The 23852-nt window shown below is 60.7% G+C and carries 21 protein-coding genes; 15 read left to right on the top strand and 6 right to left on the bottom strand.

Annotated elements, in window-relative coordinates; translation table 11 throughout:
- Positions 1 to 19: 19 nt before the first annotated feature.
- The 6 genes from BW992_RS02135 (at position 20) to BW992_RS02110 (ending at position 6059) form a co-directional block, all read left to right on the top strand.
- Positions 20 to 661, top strand: coding sequence for a YfgM family protein (locus BW992_RS02135; protein ID WP_072388148.1), 642 nt, complete (start codon positions 20 to 22; stop codon positions 659 to 661).
- The gene (gene bamB / locus BW992_RS02130) at positions 654 to 1805 is read left to right on the top strand and encodes an outer membrane protein assembly factor BamB (protein WP_072388146.1); all 1152 of its coding nucleotides are present in this window, start codon (positions 654 to 656) and stop codon (positions 1803 to 1805) included. Before BW992_RS02135 ends, bamB begins: the two co-directional genes overlap by 8 nt.
- A gap of 204 nt (positions 1806 to 2009) precedes the next feature.
- The gene (der, locus tag BW992_RS02125; RefSeq protein ID WP_072388143.1) at positions 2010 to 3482 is read left to right on the top strand and encodes a ribosome biogenesis GTPase Der; all 1473 of its coding nucleotides are present in this window, start codon (positions 2010 to 2012) and stop codon (positions 3480 to 3482) included.
- Between the two features lie 175 nt (positions 3483 to 3657).
- The gene (locus tag BW992_RS02120) at positions 3658 to 4806 is read left to right on the top strand and encodes a pyridoxal phosphate-dependent aminotransferase (protein ID WP_076405482.1); all 1149 of its coding nucleotides are present in this window, start codon (positions 3658 to 3660) and stop codon (positions 4804 to 4806) included.
- A complete protein-coding gene (locus tag BW992_RS02115) occupies positions 4794 to 5585 on the top strand; it encodes an amidohydrolase (RefSeq protein ID WP_072388138.1) in 792 nt (263 codons plus the stop codon). Before BW992_RS02120 ends, BW992_RS02115 begins: the two co-directional genes overlap by 13 nt.
- Positions 5586 to 5651: 66 nt before the next feature.
- Entirely contained in the window at positions 5652 to 6059 is a 408-nt protein-coding gene (locus BW992_RS02110; RefSeq protein ID WP_072388136.1) for a hypothetical protein, read from the top strand.
- A 121-nt stretch (positions 6060 to 6180) separates the two neighbouring features.
- Here the strand turns inward: BW992_RS02110 and leuA are convergent, their stop codons facing one another.
- The 3 genes from leuA to xseA form a co-directional block, all read right to left on the bottom strand.
- Positions 6181 to 7860, bottom strand: a complete 1680-nt coding sequence (gene leuA / locus BW992_RS02105; RefSeq protein ID WP_072388134.1) for a 2-isopropylmalate synthase — start codon at positions 7858 to 7860, stop codon at positions 6181 to 6183.
- A gap of 359 nt (positions 7861 to 8219) precedes the next feature.
- Positions 8220 to 9041, bottom strand: coding sequence for a peptidoglycan DD-metalloendopeptidase family protein (locus BW992_RS02095; protein ID WP_076405480.1), 822 nt, complete (start codon positions 9039 to 9041; stop codon positions 8220 to 8222).
- 3 nt (positions 9042 to 9044) lie between these two features.
- A complete protein-coding gene (gene xseA, locus BW992_RS02090) occupies positions 9045 to 10424 on the bottom strand; it encodes an exodeoxyribonuclease VII large subunit (protein ID WP_076405478.1) in 1380 nt (459 codons plus the stop codon).
- A gap of 247 nt (positions 10425 to 10671) precedes the next feature.
- Here xseA and BW992_RS02085 point away from each other — a divergent pair, with 247 nt between their 5' ends.
- The 4 genes from BW992_RS02085 (at position 10672) to guaA (ending at position 15472) form a co-directional block, all read left to right on the top strand.
- A complete protein-coding gene (locus BW992_RS02085) occupies positions 10672 to 11439 on the top strand; it encodes a sulfite exporter TauE/SafE family protein (protein ID WP_072388128.1) in 768 nt (255 codons plus the stop codon).
- Between the two features lie 67 nt (positions 11440 to 11506).
- Positions 11507 to 12055 (top strand): sugar ABC transporter ATPase, encoded by a 549-nt coding sequence (locus BW992_RS02080; RefSeq protein ID WP_072430818.1) that lies wholly within the window; start codon positions 11507 to 11509, stop codon positions 12053 to 12055.
- A gap of 291 nt (positions 12056 to 12346) precedes the next feature.
- Positions 12347 to 13816: an IMP dehydrogenase gene (guaB, locus tag BW992_RS02075; protein ID WP_072388124.1), complete on the top strand. Its 1470-nt coding sequence runs from the start codon at positions 12347 to 12349 to the stop codon at positions 13814 to 13816.
- Between the two features lie 78 nt (positions 13817 to 13894).
- Positions 13895 to 15472 carry a glutamine-hydrolyzing GMP synthase gene (gene guaA / locus BW992_RS02070; protein ID WP_072388122.1) on the top strand — a complete coding sequence of 526 codons (1578 nt, stop codon included), beginning with the start codon at positions 13895 to 13897 and terminating at the stop codon, positions 15470 to 15472.
- Positions 15473 to 15553: 81 nt separating this feature from the next.
- On the opposite strand, the gene BW992_RS26835 is transcribed toward guaA, so the two are convergent.
- Positions 15554 to 15787 (bottom strand): hypothetical protein, encoded by a 234-nt coding sequence (locus BW992_RS26835; protein ID WP_156878891.1) that lies wholly within the window; start codon positions 15785 to 15787, stop codon positions 15554 to 15556.
- Here BW992_RS26835 and BW992_RS02065 point away from each other — a divergent pair.
- From BW992_RS02065 to BW992_RS02055, 3 genes are read left to right on the top strand one after another with little or no spacing between them, the layout of a single operon-like run.
- Entirely contained in the window at positions 15774 to 17030 is a 1257-nt protein-coding gene (locus BW992_RS02065; RefSeq protein ID WP_076405476.1) for a tyrosine-type recombinase/integrase, read from the top strand. The genes BW992_RS26835 and BW992_RS02065 overlap by 14 nt on opposite strands.
- A gap of 60 nt (positions 17031 to 17090) precedes the next feature.
- The gene (locus BW992_RS27150; RefSeq protein WP_076405474.1) at positions 17091 to 17366 is read left to right on the top strand and encodes a hypothetical protein; all 276 of its coding nucleotides are present in this window, start codon (positions 17091 to 17093) and stop codon (positions 17364 to 17366) included.
- Between the two features lie 4 nt (positions 17367 to 17370).
- Positions 17371 to 17895: a helix-turn-helix transcriptional regulator gene (locus BW992_RS02055; RefSeq protein WP_076405472.1), complete on the top strand. Its 525-nt coding sequence runs from the start codon at positions 17371 to 17373 to the stop codon at positions 17893 to 17895.
- 15 nt (positions 17896 to 17910) lie between these two features.
- Here the strand turns inward: BW992_RS02055 and BW992_RS02050 are convergent, their stop codons facing one another.
- The gene (locus BW992_RS02050) at positions 17911 to 18288 is read right to left on the bottom strand and encodes a helix-turn-helix transcriptional regulator (protein WP_076405470.1); all 378 of its coding nucleotides are present in this window, start codon (positions 18286 to 18288) and stop codon (positions 17911 to 17913) included.
- A 127-nt stretch (positions 18289 to 18415) separates the two neighbouring features.
- Between BW992_RS02050 and BW992_RS02045 the strand changes: the two genes are divergently transcribed.
- Positions 18416 to 19354 (top strand): hypothetical protein, encoded by a 939-nt coding sequence (locus BW992_RS02045; protein ID WP_076407319.1) that lies wholly within the window; start codon positions 18416 to 18418, stop codon positions 19352 to 19354.
- Between the two features lie 9 nt (positions 19355 to 19363).
- Positions 19364 to 20716, top strand: a complete 1353-nt coding sequence (locus BW992_RS02040) for an RES family NAD+ phosphorylase (RefSeq protein ID WP_076405468.1) — start codon at positions 19364 to 19366, stop codon at positions 20714 to 20716.
- A gap of 121 nt (positions 20717 to 20837) precedes the next feature.
- Here BW992_RS02040 and BW992_RS02035 read toward each other — a convergent pair whose 3' ends face one another.
- Entirely contained in the window at positions 20838 to 23504 is a 2667-nt protein-coding gene (locus BW992_RS02035; protein ID WP_076405466.1) for an AAA family ATPase, read from the bottom strand.
- Positions 23505 to 23852: the final 348 nt, after the last annotated feature.

The raw sequence follows: 23852 nt of genomic DNA, 5'->3' as shown, positions 1-23852 counted from the left end.
GCGATTAAGGAGTATTGGGGTGTCGAGTACCGAAGATGAACAGCTGGCGGATTTGAAGGACTGGTGGACGCGCAACGGCAAGCCGCTGGTCACTGGCGGCCTGTTGGCGCTGGTCATCGTGTTCGGCTGGCAGGCCTACCAGAAATACCAGAGCAACCAGTCGCAAGGCGCCTCGGTGCTCTACCAGCAATTGCTGGAAACCACGCTGACCCCGGACGGCAAGCCTGACGCTGCTCGCGTGGCGGACCTGGCCGGCAAGCTCAACAAGGAATTCGGCGGCACCGCCTACGCCCAGTACGGCAGCCTGTTCGTGGCCAAGGTAGCGGTAGACAGCGGCAAGCTGGACGACGCGGCCACCGAGCTGAAGGCTATCGTCGACAAGCCGGCCAACCCGACCCTGGGCGAAGTGGCACGTCAGCGCCTGGCCCAGGTGCTGGCGGCACAGAACAAGGTCGAAGACGCGCTGAAGCTGCTGGCCGGCGACGCCGACAAGGCGTTCCTGGCGACCCGCGAAGAACTCAAGGGCGACCTGCTGGTACAGCTGGGTCGTGCCGACGAGGCCCACGCGGCCTACCAAAAAGCCAAGGCTGCGCTGTCGGATGAAGCCGCGGTCGGTGGCCTGCAAATCAAGCTGGACGACCTGGCCAAAGGGGATGCGTGACGTGATCCAGTGGAAACATGCAGCATTGCTGGCTCTGGCCATTCTGGCCGCGGGTTGCAGCAGCAACAGCAAGAAAGAACTGCCACCGGCCGAGCTGACCGACTTCAAAGAAGAAGTCGTGCTGCAGAAGCAGTGGAGCCGCTCCATCGGTGACGGCCAGGGCGAAACCTACAACATGCTGGTGCCGGCCATCGATGGCGATACCATCTATGCCGGCGACGTGACGGGTGTCGTCATGGCGATGGATCGCATGAACGGCGACGTCAAATGGGAAAAGGATCTCGAACTGCCTGTATCCGGTGCCGTTGGCGTGGGTTACGGGCTGGTCATGATCGGTACCCTCAAGGGCGAGATCGTGGCCCTGGACGCCAGCAGCGGCGAAGAGAAATGGCGTGCCCGGGTGACCAGCGAAGTGCTCGCACCGCCCGCCACCAATGGCGACGTGGTTGTGGTCCAGACCCAGGATGACCGCCTGATCGGCCTGGATGCCGCCACCGGCAGCCAGCGCTGGCTGTACGACAGCACCCCGGCGGTGCTGACCTTGCGCGGCACCAGCGCCCCTATCGTGACCAACCGCCTCGCGGTGGCCGGGTTGTCCACTGGTAAAGTGGTTGCCCTGGATGTTTCCAACGGCGTGCCGGTGTGGGAACAGCGTGTCGCCATTCCCCAGGGCCGTTCGGAACTGGAGCGCGTGGTCGACATCGACGGCGGCCTGCTGCTGTCCGGCGGCACGCTGTATGTCGCCAGCTACCAGGGTCGCGTCGCGGCACTGGACCTGGAAACCGGCCGTCCGTTGTGGCAGCGCGACGCGTCCAGCTACGCGGGTGTCGCCCAGGGTTTCGGCAGCGTCTACGTAAGCCTGGCCTCGGGCACGGTCGAAGGCGTCGACGAGCGTTCCACCACCGCCTTGTGGAGCAACGATTCCCTGGCCCGTCGTCAGCTGTCGGCCCCGGAAGTGTTCTCCAGCTACGTCGCAGTCGGTGACCTGGAAGGTTACCTGCACCTGCTCAGCCAGGTGGACGGTCGCTTCGTCGGCCGTGAGCGTATCGACAGCGATGGCCTGCGTGCCCGTCCGCTGGTGGTGGGCAGCATGATTTATGTGTATGGCAACAGCGGCAAACTGGAAGCCCTGACCATCAAGTAAGACTATGCTTGGGGCTAGATCCCAAGCGGCCCGTCCTGTGCAGGAGCGGGCTTGCGTGCGAATGCGGTGTATCAGAAGAAAACTGTTGTCGACTGAACACACCGCTTTCGCGAGCAAGCCCGATCCCACGGGACTGCCTCCGAGCACCAGCCGCTGCCTCGCAGCGGCTTTTGTATTTTCTGAAATAACGAAGTGGAGAGCCGCATGGTTCCCGTAATCGCCCTGGTGGGCCGACCGAACGTCGGCAAGTCCACCTTGTTCAATCGCCTGACCAGGACTCGCGACGCCATTGTCGGCGACTTGTCCGGTCTGACCCGTGATCGCCAATACGGTGAGGCCAAGTGGCAAGGGCGTACCTACATCCTGATCGACACCGGTGGCATCTCCGGTGACGAACACGGCATGGACGAAAAAATGGCCGAGCAGTCGCTGCTGGCCATCGAAGAAGCGGATGTGGTGCTGTTCCTGGTAGACGCCAAGGCCGGTTTTACCGCCGCCGACCAGATGATCGCCGAGCATTTGCGCAAGCGTAACAAGCGCTCCCATGTGGTCGCCAACAAGGTCGACAACATCGATCCGGACATGGCCCGCGCCGAGTTCGCGCCGTTGGGCATGGGCCAGGCGATCCCGATTGCCGGTGCCCATGGTCGCGGCATCAGCCAGTTGCTGGAAGTCGCCCTGGCGGATTTCCCGAAAGACGATGAAGACGAGCCGGAAGAAGGCGAGGAAGAGATCGTTGCCGAAGGCGAGGAAGCCAAGCGCATTCCGGGCCCGAGCGAGAAGGACGGGATCAAGATCGCCATCATCGGCCGCCCGAACGTGGGCAAGTCGACGCTGGTCAACCGCATGCTCGGCGAAGACCGGGTCATCGTGTACGACCAGCCCGGTACCACTCGCGACAGCATCTACATCCCGTTCGAACGTAACGACGAGAAGTACACGCTGATCGACACCGCCGGTGTGCGCAAGCGCGGCAAGATCCACGAAGAAGTCGAGAAGTTCTCCGTGGTCAAGACGCTGCAGGCGATCAAGGACGCCAACGTGGTGATCTTCGTGATGGACGCTCGCGAAGGCGTGGTCGATCACGACCTGAACCTGCTGGGCTTCGCCCTGGAGGCCGGACGTGCGCTGGTCATCGCCATCAACAAATGGGACGGCATGACCCCGAGCGAGCGGGATTTCGTGAAGGTGGAATTGCAGCGCCGGCTGTTCTTCGTCGACTTCGCCGATATCCACTTCATCTCGGCCTTGCACGGCACGGGCGTGGGCAACCTCTACGCCTCGGTGCAGAACTCGTTCAAGTCGGCGGTCACCCGCTGGCCGACCAACCGCCTGACCCAGATCCTGGAAGACGCCGTCAGCGAGCACGCGCCACCGATGGTCAACAACCGCCGGATCAAGCTGCGTTACGCTCACCTGGGGGGCGCCAACCCGCCGATCATCGTGATCCACGGTAACCAGATCGAGAAGGTACCCAAATCCTACGTTCGGTACCTGGAAAACACCTATCGTCGCGTCCTGAAGCTGGTGGGTACGCCCATCCGTATCGAGTTCAAGGGCGGCGAGAACCCGTATGAAGGCAACAAGAACACGCTCACCGACCGGCAGGTCAACAAGAAGCGTCGCTTGATGTCGCACCACAAGAAGGCCGACAAGAAGCGCCGCGACAAGCGCTGATCGATAGTCACCGCAGATCCACTGTGGGGCGAGCAAGCTCGCTCCCACAAGGTATGAGTTGTGTCAGCATAAGAAAGGGTGCCCTGGGTGGCACCCTTTTTCATACCTGGCGATTGGGCTATCCTCGAACTCTCCCGCGCCGCGCCAGAGCCGGGTGTAGAGCAGGGAACCCTCGATGATCACCAGCAAGTTGCCGAATGTCGGCATCACCATCTTCACCCAGATGTCCCAGCTTGCCGCCCAGACCGGTGCGCTGAACCTGTCCCAGGGGTTTCCCGATTTCGATGGCCCCCAGGCGCTGCGCGATGCGGTCGGCCGGCACATCGCCCAAGGCCATAACCAGTATTCGCCCATGACCGGCCTGCCGGCGTTGCGTCAGCAGATCACGGCGAAGATCGCCCGCAGCTATGGCGTCGATGTCGACGCCGACCAGGAGGTCACCGTGACCCCAGGCGCGACCCAGGCGATTTTCTGCGCCATCGCGGCGGTGGTGCAAAGCGGCGACGAAGTGATCGTGTTCGACCCCAGCTACGACAGTTACGAGCCAGCGGTGCAGTTGGCCGGTGGGAGGTGCGTGCACGTGCAACTGGGCCTGGATGACTTTGCCATCGACTTCCAGAAGCTCGGTGACGCCCTGGGCCCGCGTACGCGCATGATCATCCTCAACACACCGCACAACCCCAGCGGGGCCCTGATCAGCCGGGCCGAGCTGGATCAGTTGGCGGCGTTGATCCGTGATCGCGACATCTATCTGGTCAGCGACGAGGTGTATGAACACCTGGTCTTCGACGGCGTGCCCCATGCCAGTGTCCTGGCCCATGAGGAGCTGTATCGGCGCGCGTTCGTGGTCAGCTCCTTCGGCAAGACCTACCACGTCACCGGTTGGAAGACCGGCTACGTCGTGGCGCCACCGGCCCTCACCGCCGAGCTGCGCAAGGTGCATCAGTACGTCAGCTTTTGCGGGGTGACACCGCTGCAATACGCCCTGGCCGACTACATGGCCGACCATCCGGAGCATGTCGAGCAATTGCCCGATTTCTACCAGGCCAAGCGCGACCTGTTCTGCGACTTGCTGGCCCCGTCGCGGTTCAGCTTCAAGCGGGTGGCCGGCACCTATTTCCAACTGGTGGATTATTCCCGGATCCGCCCGGACCTGAATGACGTCGACATGGCGGTCTGGATGACCCGTGAGCACGGGGTGGCGGCGATCCCGGTGTCGGTGTTCTACCAGACCCCTCCCGAGGGACAGCGCCTGGTGCGCCTGTGCTTCGCCAAACGCGAGGAGACGCTGCGCGAAGCGGCGCAAAAGCTATGCGTGATCTGAGTATGTTGCCCAATCTCAATGTTGCCCTGATCCAGACCACCCTGGCGTGGCACGACCGCGAGGCCAACCTGGAGCATTTCGAAAGTCTGCTGGAACAGGCCCGCGGGGCCGACCTGGTGATTTTGCCGGAAATGTTCACCACCGGCTTTTCCATGGAGTCCCAGGCCCTGGCCGAACCGGAGCACGGGCCTACCAGCGTTTGGCTCAGGACGCAGGCGTCGAGGCTGGATGCGGTGATCACCGGCAGCCTGATTGTCCAGGCCGCCGACGGCAGCCATCGCAACCGCCTGCTCTGGGCCCGTCCGGACGGTGAGGTGCTGCACTATGACAAGCGCCATCTGTTTCGCATGGCCGGGGAGCACAACCACTACACACCGGGTGAGCGTCAGGTGCTGTTCGAACTCAAGGGCTGGCGGGTGCGCCCGTTGATTTGCTACGACCTGCGTTTCCCGGCCTGGAGCCGCGACGCCGAGGACACCGACCTGCTGCTGTACACCGCCAACTGGCCTGGCGCCCGGCGCTTGCACTGGAACCGCCTGCTGCCGGCCCGGGCCATCGAGAACCTGTGTTACGTAGCGGCAGTGAACCGCATCGGCACCGACGGCAAGGGCTTTGCCTACACTGGGGACAGTCAGGTGCTGGACTTCCAGGGCGAGACCTTGCTCAGCGTGGGAGAGGCCGATGGCGTGTTCATGGTGAATCTCAATGCGGCGGACCTGGCGGCGTATCGTGCGCGGTTTCCGGCGAACCTGGATGCCGATCGTTTCGAATTCATCTGATGAATCGTTTCAACCCTCAAGAACGGCTATTGCGTGCCGATAAACGGTCAGCCAAGGAGAATGCTCATGACCACTATCAGCGCAACGACCGTAAACCCGTATCCGATGTCGGCCCCTAAGGTGTCGATCAAAGGTACGACCGAGGAGACTGCGGACGCGACCACGGACGCCGGCAGCGAGAAGGAAAAGTCACTGAAGGTCGATACCAGCGGTGCTAACGTCGCCGGCGCACCCAGCAGCACGGGTGTGGATGTGATCGAGCAGATCAAGAAGCAGATCGAGCAGACCGAGAAACTGCTGGCCCAGCAACAGGTGCAATTGGCTCGCGTGCAGAAGAGCCAGGCCAGCGAAGAGCAGAAGGCTCAGCAGGCCATGGCCATCCAGACCCAGATCATGGGAACCCAGGCGGCCCTGCAGACGCTTCGAGCGGCGCTATTGCAGGCCATGACGGTCGGGATCGATACCCATGCCTGAGAGGGGGTAGTGCGGTAGGCCGTTATCGCGAGCAGGTCCCGGACGGCAACCCATATCCCAAGTCAAACAAAAAGGCCCCAGGATTCACACCCTGGGGCCTTTTTTGCATGTCAGCCCAGGATCAGGCCGCCTTGGCTTCCGGCTGGCTCAGGGAGCGGTTCAGCGCACTGAACAAAGCCTTGAAGCTGGCGGTGGTGATGTTCTCATCGATGCCTACGCCGTGTACCGCGCGCTCACCGTTGACCCGCAGCTCGATATAGGCCGCGGCCTTGGCGTTGGTGCCGGCGCCGATGGCATGTTCGTTGTAGTCCATGATTTCCACGGGAATCGGCAGGCCGGCCACCAGCGCTTCCAGGGCGCCGTTGCCCTTGCCGCGCCAGTGCAGGTTGGTTTCGCCCTGGCCCTTGCTGGCCACTTCCACTTCCACGGCGCTGTGGCCGTTTTCTTCCTGCAGGCGATGGCTGACCAGCGCATACGGGGTGTTGGCTTGCAGGTATTCGCGTTGCAGCAGGCTGTGGATCTGCTGGGCGGTCATTTCCAGGCCCAGGCGATCGGTTTCGCGCTGCACCACCTGGCTGAATTCGATCTGCATGCGGCGGGGCAGGCTGATGCCGTATTCCTGTTCCAGCAGGTAGGCGATGCCGCCCTTGCCCGACTGGCTGTTGACACGAATCACCGCCTCGTAGCTGCGGCCGATGTCGGCCGGGTCGATCGGCAGATAGGGCACTTCCCACAGGGCGTCCGGTTTCTGCTGGGCGAAGCCCTTGCGAATGGCATCCTGGTGGGAGCCGGAGAATGCGGTGTGGACCAGGTCGCCGACATACGGATGGCGTGGGTGCACCGGAATCTGGTTGCATTCCTCGACGACCTTGCGCACGCCGTCGATGTCGGAGAAGTCCAGTTCAGGGTCGATGCCCTGGGTGTAGAGATTCAGTGCCACGGTCACCAGGTCGACGTTGCCGGTACGCTCGCCGTTGCCGAACAGGCAGCCTTCGACACGGTCGGCGCCGGCCATCAGGCCCAGTTCGGTGGCGGCCACACCGGTGCCACGGTCGTTGTGGGTGTGCAGGCTGATGATCACGCTGTCGCGACGGGTGATGTTGCGGCCGAACCATTCGATCTGGTCGGCATAGACATTCGGCGTGGCGACTTCCACGGTGGCGGGCAGGTTGAGGATCACCTTGCGCTCGGGCGTCGGGTTCCACACTTCGATGACCGCATCGCAGACTTCCTTGGCGAACTCGAGCTCGGTGGCGCTGAAGGTTTCCGGGGAGTATTCGAACTGCCACTGGGTTTGCGGCTGCTGGGCGGCGTATTTGACGAACAGCTTGGCCGCGTTCACCGCGATTTCCTTCACGCCTTCCTTGTCCTGGTTGAACACGATGCGGCGGAACGATGGGCAGGTGGCGTTGTACAGGTGGACGATGGCTTTTTTCGCGCCGCGCAGGGATTCGAACGTGCGGGCGATCAGGTCTTCACGAGCCTGGGTCAGCACCTGGATGGTGGTATCGTCCGGGATGTGGCCTTCCTCGATGAGGGTGCGCACGAAGTCGAAGTCGGTCTGGGAAGCGGCCGGGAACGAAGCTTCGATTTCCTTGACGCCGACGGCGACCAGGGTTTTCCAGAAACGCAGTTTCTTGACCGCGTCCATCGGTTCGATCAGCGACTGGTTGCCGTCGCGCAGGTCGGAGCTGCACCAGATCGGCGCGGTGGTGATGGTCTTCGACGGCCAGGTGCGATCCGGCAGGTTGATGGTCGGGAAGGCGCGGTATTTGGAAGACGGGTCTTTGAGCATGCTCATGGGCGGAATCCTTTTATTGTCGTGGCCGAAAAAAGGCGGCCTGCCGGTGGTTCGAACGGGTGGCTTCTCAGCCGGAACGAGGTGCCGCGATTCAGCCCGGCAGTCGTGCGCTGACGAGGCACAGGCTGCGGTGCTGGCGAAGCTGGATGAGGGTGTGAGAGGTTTTCATGCCCTCAACCCTAACCGGGTGGGCAGAGGATCGCAAGCAATCGAAAAAAATTGAGAGAAGTTCTGATTTTGAGCGATTTTGCGAGATTTAATCGCGAATATCTGGAGCTTTTATGTTGGAAATTGCGTCGATGTTTTGAGCTTGGCAATTCACGGAAGATGGGTCTGAGGCCAGTAGCCCCACCATGAACTCAGGGCTGGAACGCCCCGATGAAAATCGCCGGATCCACTCGCGCATCGTTCAGGCTGATGTTCCAGTGCATGTGCGGCCCTGTTGCCCGTCCGGTTGCACCCACTTTGCCCACGACCGCTCCCCTGGCCAACTGCTGACCGACCTTCACATCGATTTTCGACATATGACAGAACATGCTGATGAAGCCCTGGCCGTGATCGACGAACACCGTATTGCCGTTGAAGAAGTAATTGCCGGTGAGGATCACCTTGCCTGCGGCCGGGGTCTTGATGGGCGTCCCGGCGGGTACGGCGAAGTCCAGGCCCGAATGCGGGTTGCGCTCTTCACCATTGAAGAAGCGGCGCACGCCGAACTTGCTCGACAGTGGGCCATCGACAGGCTTGTCCAGCAACAGGTTGCTGGGAATGTTCGGGCTGAAGGTGCGGTAGGCCTTCAACTGTACGGCCAGTTCGGCGTCGATGCGCTTGAGGTCCGCCGGGTTCGGGTTGACCTGGCGCTTGTTCTTCAAGGTGATGTGTTGCTCGGGGTACTTCTTGTAGCCGACCACGAAGGGCTGGGTGCTGCCGCCACTTTTGATCTGCTCGGTGCCGGGCTTGACCGTCAGCGGGATGCCGACGATCGCCAGCCAGTTCTGCTGTTCCTTGACCACCAGCACCGGTTTGCCCTGGTAGCTGACTTTGGGGGCCTGGGTCGCGCTGCCCAGGTCCACCACGGCCACGCCGCCGGGTACCGGTTTGTTCAGCAGACGGGTGATGTAGCTGTCGGCGTGGGCATTGATGGTCAGGCACAGCAACAGCAGGGGGGCGAGAGATCGCGGCATGAATCAATCCAGTAGAGAAAGGGTGACCGGCGTCAGGTGGTTGTCTTCGACCCGCACCAGCAGTTCGCCTTCGCCGAGCCGGGCGGTCAGGCGCTGGCCGGTGTGGGTCTGCCCGGCATCGCGGATCGCATGGCCGCGTTCGTCCAAAAGGATGCTATAGCCCCGGCCGAGGGTCGCCAGGGGGCTGACGATGTGCAGGGTCTGCATCTGGTTCTGCAATTGCAGGCGACGCGCCTTCAGGCCTTCGTTCATGGCCCGGGGCAGGCGCTCGGCCAGGCTGTCCAGGCGATGACGCAACAAAGCCAGCTGGCGGCCCGGATGCTGTCCGGTGAGGCGGGTTTCCAGGCGAATCAGGCGTTCGCGACGGTTATCGAGGCTGCGTTCGAAGGCCCGGCGCAGACGCATGTCCAGGTCGTCCAGGCGCTGGGCCTGCTGACGCAGGCGCTCGCCCGGATGACGCAGGCGCCGGGTCAGGCCTTCGAGGCGCAGTTGGTCGCGCATCAGGCGGTCGCGCATGCGCATCACCAGCCGTCGGTGCAGGCTTTCGACCCGCCGCACCAGTTCGCCGGCATCCGGCGCCAGCAGTTCGGCGGCGGCGGAGGGGGTGGGGGCACGCACGTCGGCGACGAAATCGCTGATGGACACATCGGTCTCATGGCCGACGGCACTGACGATTGGCGTGACGCAGGCATCCACCGCCCGGGCCACGGCCTCTTCGTTGAAGCACCACAGATCCTCCAGCGAACCGCCGCCCCGGGCCAGGATCAGCGCGTCGAAACCGCGGGTATCCGCCAGTTTCAGGGCGCGGACAATCTGCGCGGTGGCTTCGCGACCCTGTACGGCGGTGGGAATCAACGTCAGGGCGATCTGCGGCGCCCGGCGGCGGAACACGCTGATGATGTCGCGGATCACCGCGCCGGTGGGCGAACTGATGATGCCGATGCGTTGCGGATGGGCCGGCAGCGGCACCTTGCGCTCGGCGCTGAACAGGCCTTCGGCGCTGAGCTTTTCCTTGAGGGCATCGAAAGCCAGGCGCAGGGCGCCGTCGCCGGCCGGCTCCACGGTGTCGAGGATCAGTTGATAGTCGCCGCGCCCTTCGAACAGCGAGACCTTGCCGCGCACCTTGACCGCCAACCCGTCTTTCAGGGCCTGGCGCACCCGCGCGGCGTTCTGCCGGAACAGCGCGCAACGCACCTGGGCGCCACTGTCCTTGAGGGTGAAATACACATGGCCGGAGGCGGGCCGGGCCAGGTTGGAAATTTCCCCCTCGACCCAGATATTGCTGAACACGTCTTCAAGCAACACCCGCGCACGGCCGTTGAGCTGGCTGACAGTCAGGACCTCGCGGTCCAGGCCCAGTCGGGCAAAGGGATCTTTAATCATGGGCGGCATGATAAGGGCATTCGTCGGTGAATCTCCATGAGTGAAGACAAATCGGACCGGGTTGCCTTCATCGCGAGCAAGCTCGCTCCCACAGGGATCTTGGGTGGTCGCAAGCTTTGTGAACACCAGGGAGCCATTTGCGGGAGCGAGCTTGCTCGCGATAGCGGTGCACCTGTCACCACAAATGCTGGATATGCCGTGACACAACTGGCTAAAGTCCCCGCTCTCCTCAGCAAGGAAGTGTCGGATGAATCTGCTGTCGTGGTTGGGCCAGTGGGCATTTGCCCCCTTGGAATGGCTGGTGATCGGCTCGGCCATAGCCCTGGCCTACATCGTGTTCGGCATCGCCGGGTTCGGGACGGCGCTGGTGGCCGCGCCGATTCTGTTGCTGTTCATGCCCCTGTCGAAAATCGTGCCGCTGCTGGTGCTGCTGGATTTCGTCGCCGCATTCGGCAACCTGCTGCCGTCGCGGCGGGACGTGTCCCGGTCGGAGCTGCTGCGCTTGCTGCCATGCATGGCCCTGGGTTGCACCTTGGGGGTGATATTCCTGCTCAACCTCAAATCCGACCTGCTGCTGTTATTGATGGGACTGTTCATCAGCGCCTATGCGATCTACAGCCTGTGGGTAAAGGCCCGGCCGGCGCAGCTGTCGGCGCTGTGGGCGCTGCCGATGGGGACGGTGGGCGGGATGTTCGGTGCGCTGTTTGGCAGTGGCGGCTTTTTATACGCCATCTATCTGAACAGCCGCTTGCCCAAGGACCCGGCCCGCGCCACGCAAAACGCGCTGATCAGTTGCAGTACCGTGGTGCGCTTGACGCTGTTCGTCATCGCCGGGGTATATGCCGAGCTACCCTTGCTGGTACTGGCGCTGTGCTTGTTGCCGGCCATGGCGCTGGGCTTGTGGGTGGGGCGTCGCCTGACCCTGCGGATGTCCCGCGAGGCATTCGTGCGCCTGGTCACCTGGCTGGTGCTCGCCAGCGGCATCGCGTTGATCGTGCGCTACCTGAGTGCTTGACCTGGCCCGGCCAGGGATTAAGCTGCCGGCCTTCATTCGCTCAGCAAGGGAAACAGCGGGCCTCGCCATGAATTCGCAAAGCATCATCGTCCCGAAAATCTCCACGCTGCCGGTCCACGAACCCCGGGCCCGTGCGATCGTGCGCTGGCTGGTACGCAAGAATATTGTCCAGGAACAGTTGACCACCTGCGGCCGCACCGGCAACCGCATGGGCCACGCCATTGCCCCTGGCGCCCGGGAGGTGGCCCTGTACCCCGAAGCCTTGCCGTTCGGCGAGCCCGTCAACGGCCTGGAGATCATTACCCGGCGCTGTATCTATACCCCGGCCAAGGGATTCCTCGAGGAGGCGGGTTGCGCCGAGTGCCGCAGGGAAATCGGCGAAGCGCTGTTCGAAAGCCTGGAAGACTGGATGCCAGGCCGCACCGACAATTTCACCTGTCCCGAATGCGGGCATGAAGATGACATCAACGGGTTCCTGTTCCTGCAGCCCTGCGCCTTTTCCAACCTGGGGTTCATCTTCAACAACTGGCTCGAGGCCGGGTTCAAGCAGGATTTCCTCGATGAATTCGCCGATTGGCTGGACCAGCCGGTGAGTTGGGTGAAGGTGGAGTTGTAAATAGGCACACGGCGGACTGTTTTTGTGGCGAGGGGATTGATCCCCGCTGGGGCGCGAAGCGGCCCTGAACCGGGCTATGCGGTACATCTGGCATATCGAGTCGGCCGCTTCGGGACTGCTGCGCAGTCCAGCGGGGATCAATCCCCTCGCCACAGGGGCGATGTACAGTCGCAGTGAGGGGATCAGCCCCGTCAATCTGCCCGGCAATAATAGGCAGAGTTTTACATTGAGCGAGACGGGGTCCATGAGTATAATGGCGCGCTTCCATTTTCCCGCTCGGGAGCCCCCGCGATGCTGCGTATCAGCCAAGAAGCCCTGACATTCGACGACATTCTCCTTGTGCCCGGTTATTCCGAGGTACTGCCTAACGAAGTCAGTCTCAAAACCCGTCTTACCCGTGGCATCGAGCTGAATATTCCGCTGGTATCCGCCGCCATGGACACCGTGACCGAAGCCCGCCTGGCCATTGCCATGGCGCAGGAAGGCGGCATCGGTATCATCCACAAGAACATGACCATCGAACAGCAGGCCGCCGAAGTGCGCAAGGTCAAGCGGTTCGAGGCCGGCGTGGTCAAGGACCCGATCACCATCGAGGCCGATGCCACGGTGCGCGATCTGTTCGAACTGACCCGCATGCACAACATCTCCGGCGTTCCGGTGCTGCACGATGGTGACCTGGTCGGCATCGTCACTTCCCGCGACGTGCGTTTCGAGAACCGCCTGGATGCCACCGTGCGCCAGGTAATGACGCCTAAAGAGCGCCTGGTCACGGTCAAGGAAGGCACCAGCAAGGACGAAGTCCGCGAATTGCTGCACAAGCACCGCATCGAGCGCGTGCTGATCGTCGACGACAAGTTCGCCCTCAAGGGCATGATGACCGTCAACGACATCGAAAAGGCCAAGGCCTACCCGCTGGCCAGCAAGGACGACCAGGGTCGTCTGCGCGTCGGTGCCGCGGTCGGCACCGGCAAGGACACCGGTGACCGCGTCGCCGCCCTGGTCAATGCCGGCGTGGACGTGGTGGTGGTCGACACCGCCCACGGTCACTCCAAGGGCGTGATCGACCGCGTTCGCTGGGTCAAGCAGAACTTCCCTGACGTCCAGGTGATCGGCGGCAACATTGCCACCGGCGCTGCCGCCAAGGCCCTGGCCGAAGCCGGCGCCGACGCGGTCAAGGTCGGTATCGGCCCTGGCTCGATCTGCACCACCCGCATCGTCGCCGGTGTCGGTGTTCCACAGATCAGCGCCATTGCCAACGTCGCCGCAGCCCTCGAAGGCTCCGGCATTCCCCTGATCGCCGACGGCGGTATCCGTTTCTCCGGTGACCTGTCCAAGGCCATCGTGGCCGGTGCGTCCTGCGTGATGATGGGCTCGATGTTCGCCGGTACCGAAGAGGCACCGGGCGAGATCGAACTGTTCCAGGGCCGTAGCTACAAGGCTTATCGCGGCATGGGCTCGCTGGGCGCCATGTCCCAGGCCCAGGGCTCGTCCGACCGTTACTTCCAGGACTCCTCCGCAGGTGCCGAGAAGCTGGTGCCGGAAGGCATCGAAGGTCGCGTTCCCTACAAGGGCACCCTGAGCGCCATCATCCATCAACTGATGGGCGGCCTGCGTTCTTCCATGGGCTACACCGGCAGCGCCAACATCGAAGAGATGCGCACCAAGCCGGAATTTGTCCGCATCACCGGCGCGGGCATGGCCGAGTCCCATGTCCACGACGTGCAGATCACCAAGGAAGCGCCGAACTACCGCGTAGGTTAAGGCTTTCCTGCAAACGTAATCACCGGGGCTGTTCATTCAGCCCCGAGTTGTTTCTGATTCCCTATATGAGAATGAGTCATGGCCCTCGACATTCACGCTCACCGCATCCTGATTCTCGACTTCGGTTCCCAGTACACCCAGCTGATCGCCCGCCGCGTGCGTGAAATCGGCGTGTATTGCGAATTGCATCCGTTCGATATGGATGACGAAGCGATTCGCGAATTCGCGCCAAAAGGGATCATCCTGGCCGGCGGCCCGGAGTCCGTGCACGTCGCCGACAGCCCTCGGGCGCCCCAGGCGGTCTGGGACCTGGGTGTGCCGGTCTTCGGTATCTGCTACGGCATGCAGACCATGGCCGAGCAACTGGGCGGCAAGGTGGAAGGCTCCGATCTGCGCGAGTTCGGTTATGCCCGTGTGGACGTGGTCGGCAAGAGCCGCCTGCTGGACGGCATCGAAGACCATATCGATGCCGACGGCCTGTTCGGCCTTGACGTGTGGATGAGCCACGGTGACAAGGTCACCCGCATGCCGGAAGACTTCCATATCCTGGCCAGCACTCCGAGCTGCCCGATTGCCGGCATGTTCAGCGACGATCGCCGCTATTACGGCGTCCAGTTCCACCCGGAAGTGACCCACACCAAGCAGGGCGGTCGTATCCTGTCGCGCTTCATCCTCGACATCTGCGAATGCGAGGCCCTGTGGACCCCGTCGAAGATCGCCGAAGACGCCATCGCCCAGGTGCGTGCGCAGGTGGGTACCGATAACGTGCTGCTGGGTCTGTCCGGCGGCGTGGACTCCTCGGTGGTCGCTGCGTTGCTGCACAAGGCCATCGGCGACCAACTGACCTGCGTTTTCGTCGACAACGGCCTGCTGCGCCTGCATGAAGGCGAGCAGGTGATGGCGATGTTCGCCGAGAACATGGGCGTCAAGGTGATCCGCGCCAACGCCGAGGATCAGTTCCTGGCCAACCTGGCCGGCGAATCCGACCCCGAGAAGAAACGCAAGATCATCGGCCGTACCTTCATCGACGTGTTCGACGCCGAGTCTTGCAAGCTGGAAAACATCAAGTACCTGGCCCAGGGCACCATCTACCCCGACGTGATCGAGTCGGCCGGTGCCAAGAGCGGCAAGGCCCACGTGATCAAGTCTCACCACAACGTCGGCGGCCTGCCAGAGGAAATGAACCTCAAGCTGGTCGAGCCGCTGCGCGAACTGTTCAAGGACGAGGTACGTCGCCTTGGCCTGGAGCTGGGCCTGCCGTACGACATGGTCTACCGCCACCCATTCCCGGGCCCTGGCCTGGGCGTGCGGATCCTCGGTGAAGTGAAGAAGGAATACGCCGACCTGCTGCGTCGCGCCGACCATATCTTCATCGAAGAACTGCGCAAGGCCGACTGGTACCACAAGGTCAGCCAGGCATTCGTGGTGTTCCAGCCGGTGAAATCGGTGGGCGTGGTGGGCGATGGTCGTCGTTACGCCTGGGTCGTGGCCCTGCGTGCCGTGGAAACCATCGACTTCATGACCGCTCGTTGGGCGCACCTGCCCTACGAACTGCTGGAAACCGTTTCCGGCCGGATCATCAACGAGATCGAAGGTATCTCTCGCGTCACGTATGACGTGTCGAGCAAGCCGCCGGCGACGATTGAGTGGGAGTGAAATCAGGTCCTTCGGGGACTATCGTCGGCTATTGAAAATCTGTCGTAACGTATTGATTTAAAAGAAAATATGTCACGGCAGCTATCGGTGACTATCGCTGGCCAGCAGAACAGGTTGGCGGTGGAACTGGCGGTAAGAACTGTGGGCCGGATTAAGACCGTCCCATTCACTATCCAGACCTAAACCGTCTTTGACGGTAAAGGTCTGCTCGGGAAAGCTTGTTTCATGCGGCTTTCCCGGCATCAGCAGGTCTCCTGGCCCCTGACGGTAAAAGCCGTCAAGAAACAGGAGAAAAACCTCGATGCTTACCGACACCGCACTGCGGAACCTCAAGCCTAAGTCCAAGATTTATAAGGCTTCTGATCGCGACGGTATGTACGTAACGGTATCGCCAAGCGGTACCGTCACCTTCCGCTACGACTACCGTCTCAACGGACGTCGCGAAACTCTGACGATCGGCAGGTACGGACCTGCCGGTATTTCTCTGGCGTTGGCTCGCGAAAAGCTGATTGACGCCAAAAAGACCGTCGCACAAGGCAAGTCACCCGCTCTGGAAAAACAGCGCGAGAAGCGCCGGCTCACCGCCGCAAAAACTTTCGGCGAGCTGACAGGAAAGTGGCTTGTGGGTGCTCGAATGGCCGACAGCACGAGGGCCATGCGCAAGAGCATCGTCGACCGTGACATCCTTCCCGCTTTCGAGAACCGCCAACTCAACGAGATCACCGCCGATGATCTGCGTGCTCTCTGCAACAAGGTGAAGGCTCGCGGGGCACCCGCCACCGCGGTGCATGTCCGCGACATCGTGAAGCAGATCTATGCGTTTGCGATCCTGCACGGCGAAAAGGTAGACAACCCGGCTGAAGACGTGGGCGCTGCGTCCATTGCGACCTTTGTGCCCAAGGATCGCTCGCTGTCACCGCTCGAGATCCGGTTGATGTCGCGGCAGATGGAGTCGGTGGCTACCTATCCGACGATCCGACTGGCTCTGCGCATGATCTTGCTGACGCTGGTTCGCAAGAGCGAACTGATCCAGGCCACCTGGGATGAGGTCGACTTCGAGAGTGCGACATGGACTATTCCGAAGCACCGGATGAAGGGACGCAACCCACATGTGGTCTATCTATCCCGCCAGGCTCTCGACATCTTCATAGCGCTGCACACCTGCGCGGCCGGCTCCAAGTTCGTGCTGCCCTCGCGCTATGACGCCGACCGCTGTATGTCGAACGCCACCTTGAACCGCGTTACGCAGATCGTGGCTGAACGTGCCAAGGCCGCTGGTCTACCGTTGGAGCCATTTACCGTCCATGACCTGCGTCGAACCGGCTCGACGCTATTGAACGAAATCGGCTTCAACCGCGATTGGATCGAGAAGTGTTTGGCCCACGAGGATGGGCGCTCTTCGCGCTCAATCTACAACAAAGCTGAGTACGCCGAGCAGCGGCGTCACATGCTGCAGGAGTGGGCGAACATGGTCGATGCCTGGATCGATGGGCAGACCTACGTCCCGAGGCTGATGCCGGAAAACGTTGTAGTGCCTACGTTGCGCGCGATGGCCTGAAATGGAAGTCGGGTTGTCACTTGACAACCCGGTCAGCCATCCACATACTGGAGACCATCGATGGCCCGTTCCTCTCATTCGAAAAAAGAGGTCGAAGAAGCCCTTCAACATGCCGAAGCGCAAGGATGGCGTGTTGACGTTGGCGGGAGTCATGCCTGGGGGCGAATTTACTGCCCGTACAACGACGAGGAGTGTCGTTGCGGTGAGTTCTGTATTACCTCGGTATGGAGTACTCCCAAGAACTCTGGCAACCACGCACGCGCCTTGCGGCGAGTCGTGGACAACTGCACAACGCACCGCAAGCGGCATGAAGCTGACGACGATGCCGAGGAGTAGCACGATGGAATACACCTTCACCCTGAAATACCAGCTCGCTGAGGATGGCCGTGACCCGAATGAATTGGTCGAGCGCTTGGGCGAGGCTGGCTGCGACGATGCCTTGGTCGGCATAGGGCAGCCGGGGCGGCTTGCGCTGGAATTCACCCGCGAGGCGGATAGTGCTGATGCTGCTGTACGCAGCGCGTTGGCCGATGTACGGAGCGCCGCACCGTCGGCCAGACTGATCGAGGTTGCTCCGGATCTTGTCGGCTTGACCGATGTGGCGGAGATGGTTGGCGTGTCACGACAGAACATGCGCAAACTGATGCTGGCCCATCCGAGCAGCTTTCCAGCTCCAGTGCATGAGGGGAGTGCGTCGATCTGGCACCTAGCGGATGTGCTGGCCTGGCTGCAGGCCAAGGGCAGCTACTCTCTGGCGAGGAACGTCCTGGATGTAGCGCAGGTGGCTCTGCAGGTCAACGTGGCCAAGGAGGGCCAGCGGCTGCCGCGGTCTGCGTTTAAGGAGCTGCAAGCCCTGGTCGGATGAGGCGCATCGCCGGCATCATCCTTCGCGCGAACCCGTCCGAACAGGGCGGGTTTTTCGTAGGTGGACATCCGGTTTGGAGCTGCTGTCGCGAGGGGTTTGTTTCCGTTCTTCGATCCAGGCTTCCACTTCTGCCAGGTCCCACACAACGCAACGAGGCGTCAGATTGAAACGGCGCGGGAATTCGCCGCGGCGCTCCATTTCGTAGATGGTCGTTTCAGCTAAAGGAACGATCAGGCGCAGCTCCTTTCTGCGTATGGTGCGACGGAAGGGCAGGGCGCAGGACTTAGGAAACTGAGGAAGCTCCTCATAGGCGGCCGAACCCGGCAGCGGGGCAGTGAGGCTGTTCTTCGAGTCATAAGCTCTACCCACCGGGCCTGACGGGGTATTCTCCATATTGCACTCCATGAGTGTTGACGTTGCAGACGATGGGGCAATGGTGGCTTTCATTGGCTATCGCCGAAACCCGTTGGAGCGTAGTGAGGCGTATCGACGAGTGCATAACTTGGCAAAGGGCAGGGACATGGCGACGGTAATGGTTTCACCAATCCATTTCGAGGATTTCAGCGGCATACAGTTTGAGCGTCTCGTCTTTGCATACCACGTGCGGGCCGGTTGGGGTGACCTGGTCTGGCGCGGTCAGTCGGGAGGTGATCAGGGTAGGGACATCACAGGCACCGAGCCCTTTGATGACAGGCCATCTCGCAAGACCATCATTCAATGCGCGAACCGGAGCACCTTGACGTTAGCGAAAGCAAGAGGTGACATGGAAAAGTCGATGAAGGCCGCAGGTGCAGCGCCGGAGGCGTTTAAGTTCGTTTCCCGCGGTGCTGTCTCGGACGCAAACCGCAGGCGGATTGAGGAAGCCGCGGGCGCTCTCGGTGTGGCCCATGTCACCATCTGGTCAGGTGTGGAGTTTGAGGAGAACTTGCGGCTTCGCGCTGAGTACCTACTGCATCGTTTCGTCCGGGGGGTCGAGTTTCCCGATGCGGAGGCGGACATTCGCAGCTTTGTTGATGACTTTCCAGATCTGTCTGATGCCGACGCACTGCAGTTGATGGCCGCAGTATTCAGCCGATCTGCTTTTCGCACGCCGTTTCAACAAGAAAGCTCTTTGCCTGCTTTCCAGCAGGCAATCGAAGACACTATCCGCGCACTCAATACAGGTATATGGCGGACTCGCGAAGGCGATGAGATTAGACGTATCCCATCGATCCACAACCTGAGGGATAGGGGCGTTCGAACGACGCTGGAGAAGATCGTCCGCCATGTTGATGACCTTCGTCGTATTTTCGTGACTGGGCTTAGGGAGGGCGAAATACGGCCATGTGGCTGTGGAGTTCCCGACTGCCCCACGTTTGGGCTTTCGCAACGCAGCGTAGATCAGTTGGACTCTGTCAGGCGCAAGATTCTGGCCCTGTTTCGTTCGGTATACGCACCGTTCAATGTAAACCTCGAATAGGATTTTCGTATGAGCTTTATTTGTCCAGGCTGCGTAGGTGAGCCTTACTTGCGGCGTTTGATTGAAGAGGCGGCAACGTCTGAGAATCCGTGTGAATACTGCGAGGAAAATCAGCAGTCAGTCGATCTTTGGATGGTGGCCAATCTGTGCGACGAAGTGATTGATACGTTCTTCGAGGAATCCAGCCACACAATGGCAGTAGTGCATTTTGGCCGCACTCCCGCCGGCCAAGACTTGCACGATACGATTTCACAATTGACTCAAGCGCCGCAGGACGCTGTTGAGCTCATCGTCGAGCACCTTGGAAGCCTCTGGTTTGATGCTGACTCGGGAGAGTCTCGATATGGTGATGATGATCCGTGGTTTGTTCGCAAGCCGTCCATGGCAGAGCCATTAGGGAACGCTTGGAGGGAGATGGAGGAAAGCCTCCATACCAATGTTCGCTTCTTCAATCCCAAAGCGACTGTACTGCTCGACAAGATTTTCGGCGAGATCGCCGATGACCGCGATAGCGACGGGCAGCCGGTGATCATACCGGCTGGGCCGGATGCTCCGTTAGGAACACTTTACCGTGGCCGTGTATTCCAGACAGACGAGTCCATGGCATCTGCACTTCGCTGGCCAGAGCGGTTTTTGGGATCGCCATCCCCTGGGATCGGTGCAGCCGGTCGCATGAACGGACAAGGTCAGCCTGCCTTCTACGGTGCCACCACTCCGGAGATATGCATCGCCGAAGTGCGGCCTCCGGTCGGCAGTAAAGTTGCGCTTGCCGCCTTTGAAGTGACTCGCCCTTTACGACTATTGGATCTTCGTCGCTTGGCTCGTGTGGAACTTAGGAATGGGGCCAGCTTATTTGACCGCGCGACCCGCTCTGCAGCGCAACGCCGGGATTTTCTCAGGACGCTTGGTGACAGGCTGTCAGTACCAGTCGTTCCCGAACTGCAGGATCGCAACTACCTGGTCACTCAGGCGGTCGCAGACTATCTAGCTGCGCATGACACGTTGAACGTTGATGGCATCATTTATCCATCTGCTCAGGGGCGGCGTCCGGGCGAACGAGCGAGCGGCGACAATGTGGTTCTCTTTCGCAAGGCTTGTGAAGTCACCGACGCAGATGGATCTCAAGTGACGGCCGACATCGCACTCTGGGAGTACGAAGAAGATGGCCCGGGAAAGTGGTTCAGTCCGTCGATTCTGTTCAAGGAGCGTGAGCTTCCATGGTACCCACACCGCTCAGTGCATCCCGCGCTGAGAATGAAGCGTGATTCATTAGTTATCCATGACATCACTGCGGTGAGTTACGACACCAAGCCACATTCGGTATCCGAGGTGTCATCGCTCGACGACCTGCATTACGGTTAGCTACTGAAGCTGCTAACCGTCTGCCAGTATCGGATGGGGTTTACTGCGTCACTCCAATCGCTCTCTGGTTTGGTACACAGCTACGCCCAGCCAAGGCTAGGCGTGCGTGCAGCAACAAGTGCTACCGTCCGCCTCGCAGATCGAGGCGGTCTAGCTCTTCAAGAGTTTGGACAACGGTCTCCACAAGCTCCCCGTCAAAGTCATCCCGATCAGCCTCCTCATGAGTACCTTTGTTTAGGTAGGTCCAGACAAGATTGGTGACTGGAATGCCCAAGATGCGGCCATACGCGGCAAGAAGGGGCTCTTTGTTCGCATGGTTGAAAGTCTGGGAGTCTCGCAACTTTTTGACCAGTGCTTCGCATAGATTTCTCAAGCCAGGTTCGGCACCGACCCCAGCCAGCATGAGATTAAGCACTCCCTGGTCATGACTTCCAAGCCAGCGCCAAGTCTTTTCGCCCAGCATCTCTAAGGCTTGGCGGGACGCGGCGAGCGCGTCTCGGTCGTTGAGTGCCTCCCTTGCGGCCCTGGCTTTTGCGATGTAGTTCGCGCTCGGTACGTTACCGGTAACTCTCGGTTGATAGTTGCCATCGTGATGTCGGAGCAGGTAGACCTGGCACGCACCTCTGCGCTGGGCAGGCAGGTGTTGTTGAATGTCTTTAATGAATTCGTTGCTGTGGCAGGTGACGATCAGTTGGATTTGAGCGAAGTGGTCGCCTTCAAAAATCGCCTCCCGGATCCCACCTCGATGGTCATGGTCAATAGCGTTGATGGCATCGTCGAAAACGATAACCGGGCAGTCGATGCTCTTCGCCTTGGACATCAAAATGGCAAGGCCGAGACAGCGGATATGTCCTTCGCTCAGGACGTGGAGTGCATCGACGCGAACCCCTGGATTTCCCCGGAAGCTGATCTCGATCTTTTCATCGCCGGTCAAAGGCAGATGCAGCGCTGATAGCTTGTCCTCCTCGCGATCATTGCGATTGAATGCGTTATAGAGATCTCTGGCGGCGTCATTCAGGCCAGCCATTAGCTGGCCAGGGAGTTGATCCCTATAAGATCTAAGTGCTTCGAGGAATCTGTCGTAGGCAGTCTTGTAAGGCGTGTCGCGGGCGATATCTAGCTTCTCCTGGTCCGCTTGTGCGATCAGCCCGGAATTTGTTTCGTCGAACGCTATGATTCGGTTACGCGCTGCATCTATATCCGCTTGCAATTGTTGCCGCTTCAGATCCTGCGCTTGCACCCTTAGCTGGAACTCGTTGAGTCGCCGACGCTCGTCGATGTGCGGTTGTCGATCTCGCTGAGCCGTCCTTGACGCTTCGTCCTGCGCGGTCATGCGATCCACCACTGCCAGGATCTCCTCCAGCGAAGGCGATCCGCGCGGGTCTGTGGAGGGTAGGGGATAAATATCTGTCCACCAACGACCGCCAGGCTCCGCAGGAAGCTGCAAAGCCCATCTACCGACTGCTGACTCTTCTTCTTGATGAGCAGCTATGAATGTGCTGAGTGGCGCGAACAACTGCCGCAACGCGCGAGAGGCTTGGCCAAGTTGTACTTCGATAGCCTTCTGTTGTTCTTGGAGAGCGCCCAACTCTTCAAGTTGCTGCAAGCCGTCGGTCGCCTTCTTAAAGGGATCTGCAGCAACATGAGTGTCTCCAGCCAGTGGTGTGTCGCAGGCAGGGCAGCGATCTCCGACGGTCTTCTGTAAGGCGAGAACAGAGTTGTACAGCGCCTTGAAGGACACTTGGTCGCTCTTGGCCCGAAGGGAATCAATGACCTCGTCGAGCTCCTGGGAGCACCGGTGTGCCTCTGCGAAAGCGTCCTGGAGACCTTGTCGTGTGACGCCAAGAATATTGGGAGGGACCGCGCCCAGAATGTCATCAAGTTCTTGAAGACGTCCAGGAGCTTCAGTAGTGCCAATCAAGCGTTTCAGATCTTGATATGTCAGTTCAACTGCGTACTCCTTGGCTAGGAGGAATTCCTCTTCGTTCAGTGCTTGTAAGGAAGCAGCCTCACCATCAACGGTTGCTTGGTCTGCCTTCAGCGCGTTCCGGCGCAACGTCAACGCAGTTTGGCGCTCGGCGACTAGGACAAGCTGCCCGTCGATGCTCTCGTTGAAGTGACCTACGAATTCATTGAACTGGTCCATGCCAAAGAGTGTGGCGATCAATTCGGCGCGCTGGGCATTGGGTCGGGCAGCGATTCTTGAGAATGCGTCGATTCGGTTCTTTTCTATGAAACAGAAGCGATACGTGTCGAGATTTGCAGCAACGTCTACCTCGCGTCCTTGTTGATCCGTGGCCTTAAGGACTGGAGGATCAAATCGCCTGTCGTGGACATTTGCCAGATACGTCCTGGCCGCAATGCGTTTATTGCCGGCCTCTTCGACATCTCCGAGAAGGGCATACTCCAATCCTTCGCAAAGGCTGGTTTTACCGCTGCCATTGGGGCCGTAGAAAAGGATGATCTGCTTAGTTAGGTCGAAAGGCTCAGGTACTCGGAATCCCCGAAATGGGCCAAGCGTCAGGTGACGCAGTCTGACCCATGGCCAGGCACCGGCGTTTACTTCAGCGACGGCGGCTGGGGGCGCTTCAACCGTACCGCCAAGCTCTCTCCGCATCAGGCCCACCAGAAAGGTGGAGCGCTGGCTTCGCTGACGTGAGGTGCCTGCGAGTTCGTCAAAGTTAGCGAGGGCCAAAGTAGCTAGACGGCGCACATCGCCGGGAAACTGCCTATCTGGCTGGTAAACCCAGCTCACGAAGCGTTCAAAATCCTGTCTCGCAGATGCCATGCCCCCTCCCTTTGATCAGTGGTATCTGTAGCTAGCGTACCGTAATGGATGCGTACTGTTACGAAAATAGTGACGGTTTCTATACTTTTCACCGCTAGGTTGTAGTAGGTCAGCACCCGGCGCGGCGGCTAGGCAAGGCTGATGAGACAAAACCGCTGAGCTTTCTCTGAAAAGACCGGGCGTCCCCGGCCCAGAAACATGGCCGGTCGCGCTGTCGTGCTGCGCATCGAACCCCCTTCGGGGTTTCGCCCCCTTCGGGCTTCCATCGTTCCCTCGCTCCGCTCGGCTGACGCCTACGGCCCGGCTTCCAGATCCGGGCCTGCGCGCTTGCGCTTGCGTGCGGTTCAG

The organism is Pseudomonas sp. 7SR1, assembly GCF_900156465.1.
Classification (GTDB): domain Bacteria; phylum Pseudomonadota; class Gammaproteobacteria; order Pseudomonadales; family Pseudomonadaceae; genus Aquipseudomonas.
This window is presented reverse-complemented; position numbering and strand designations above follow the sequence as displayed.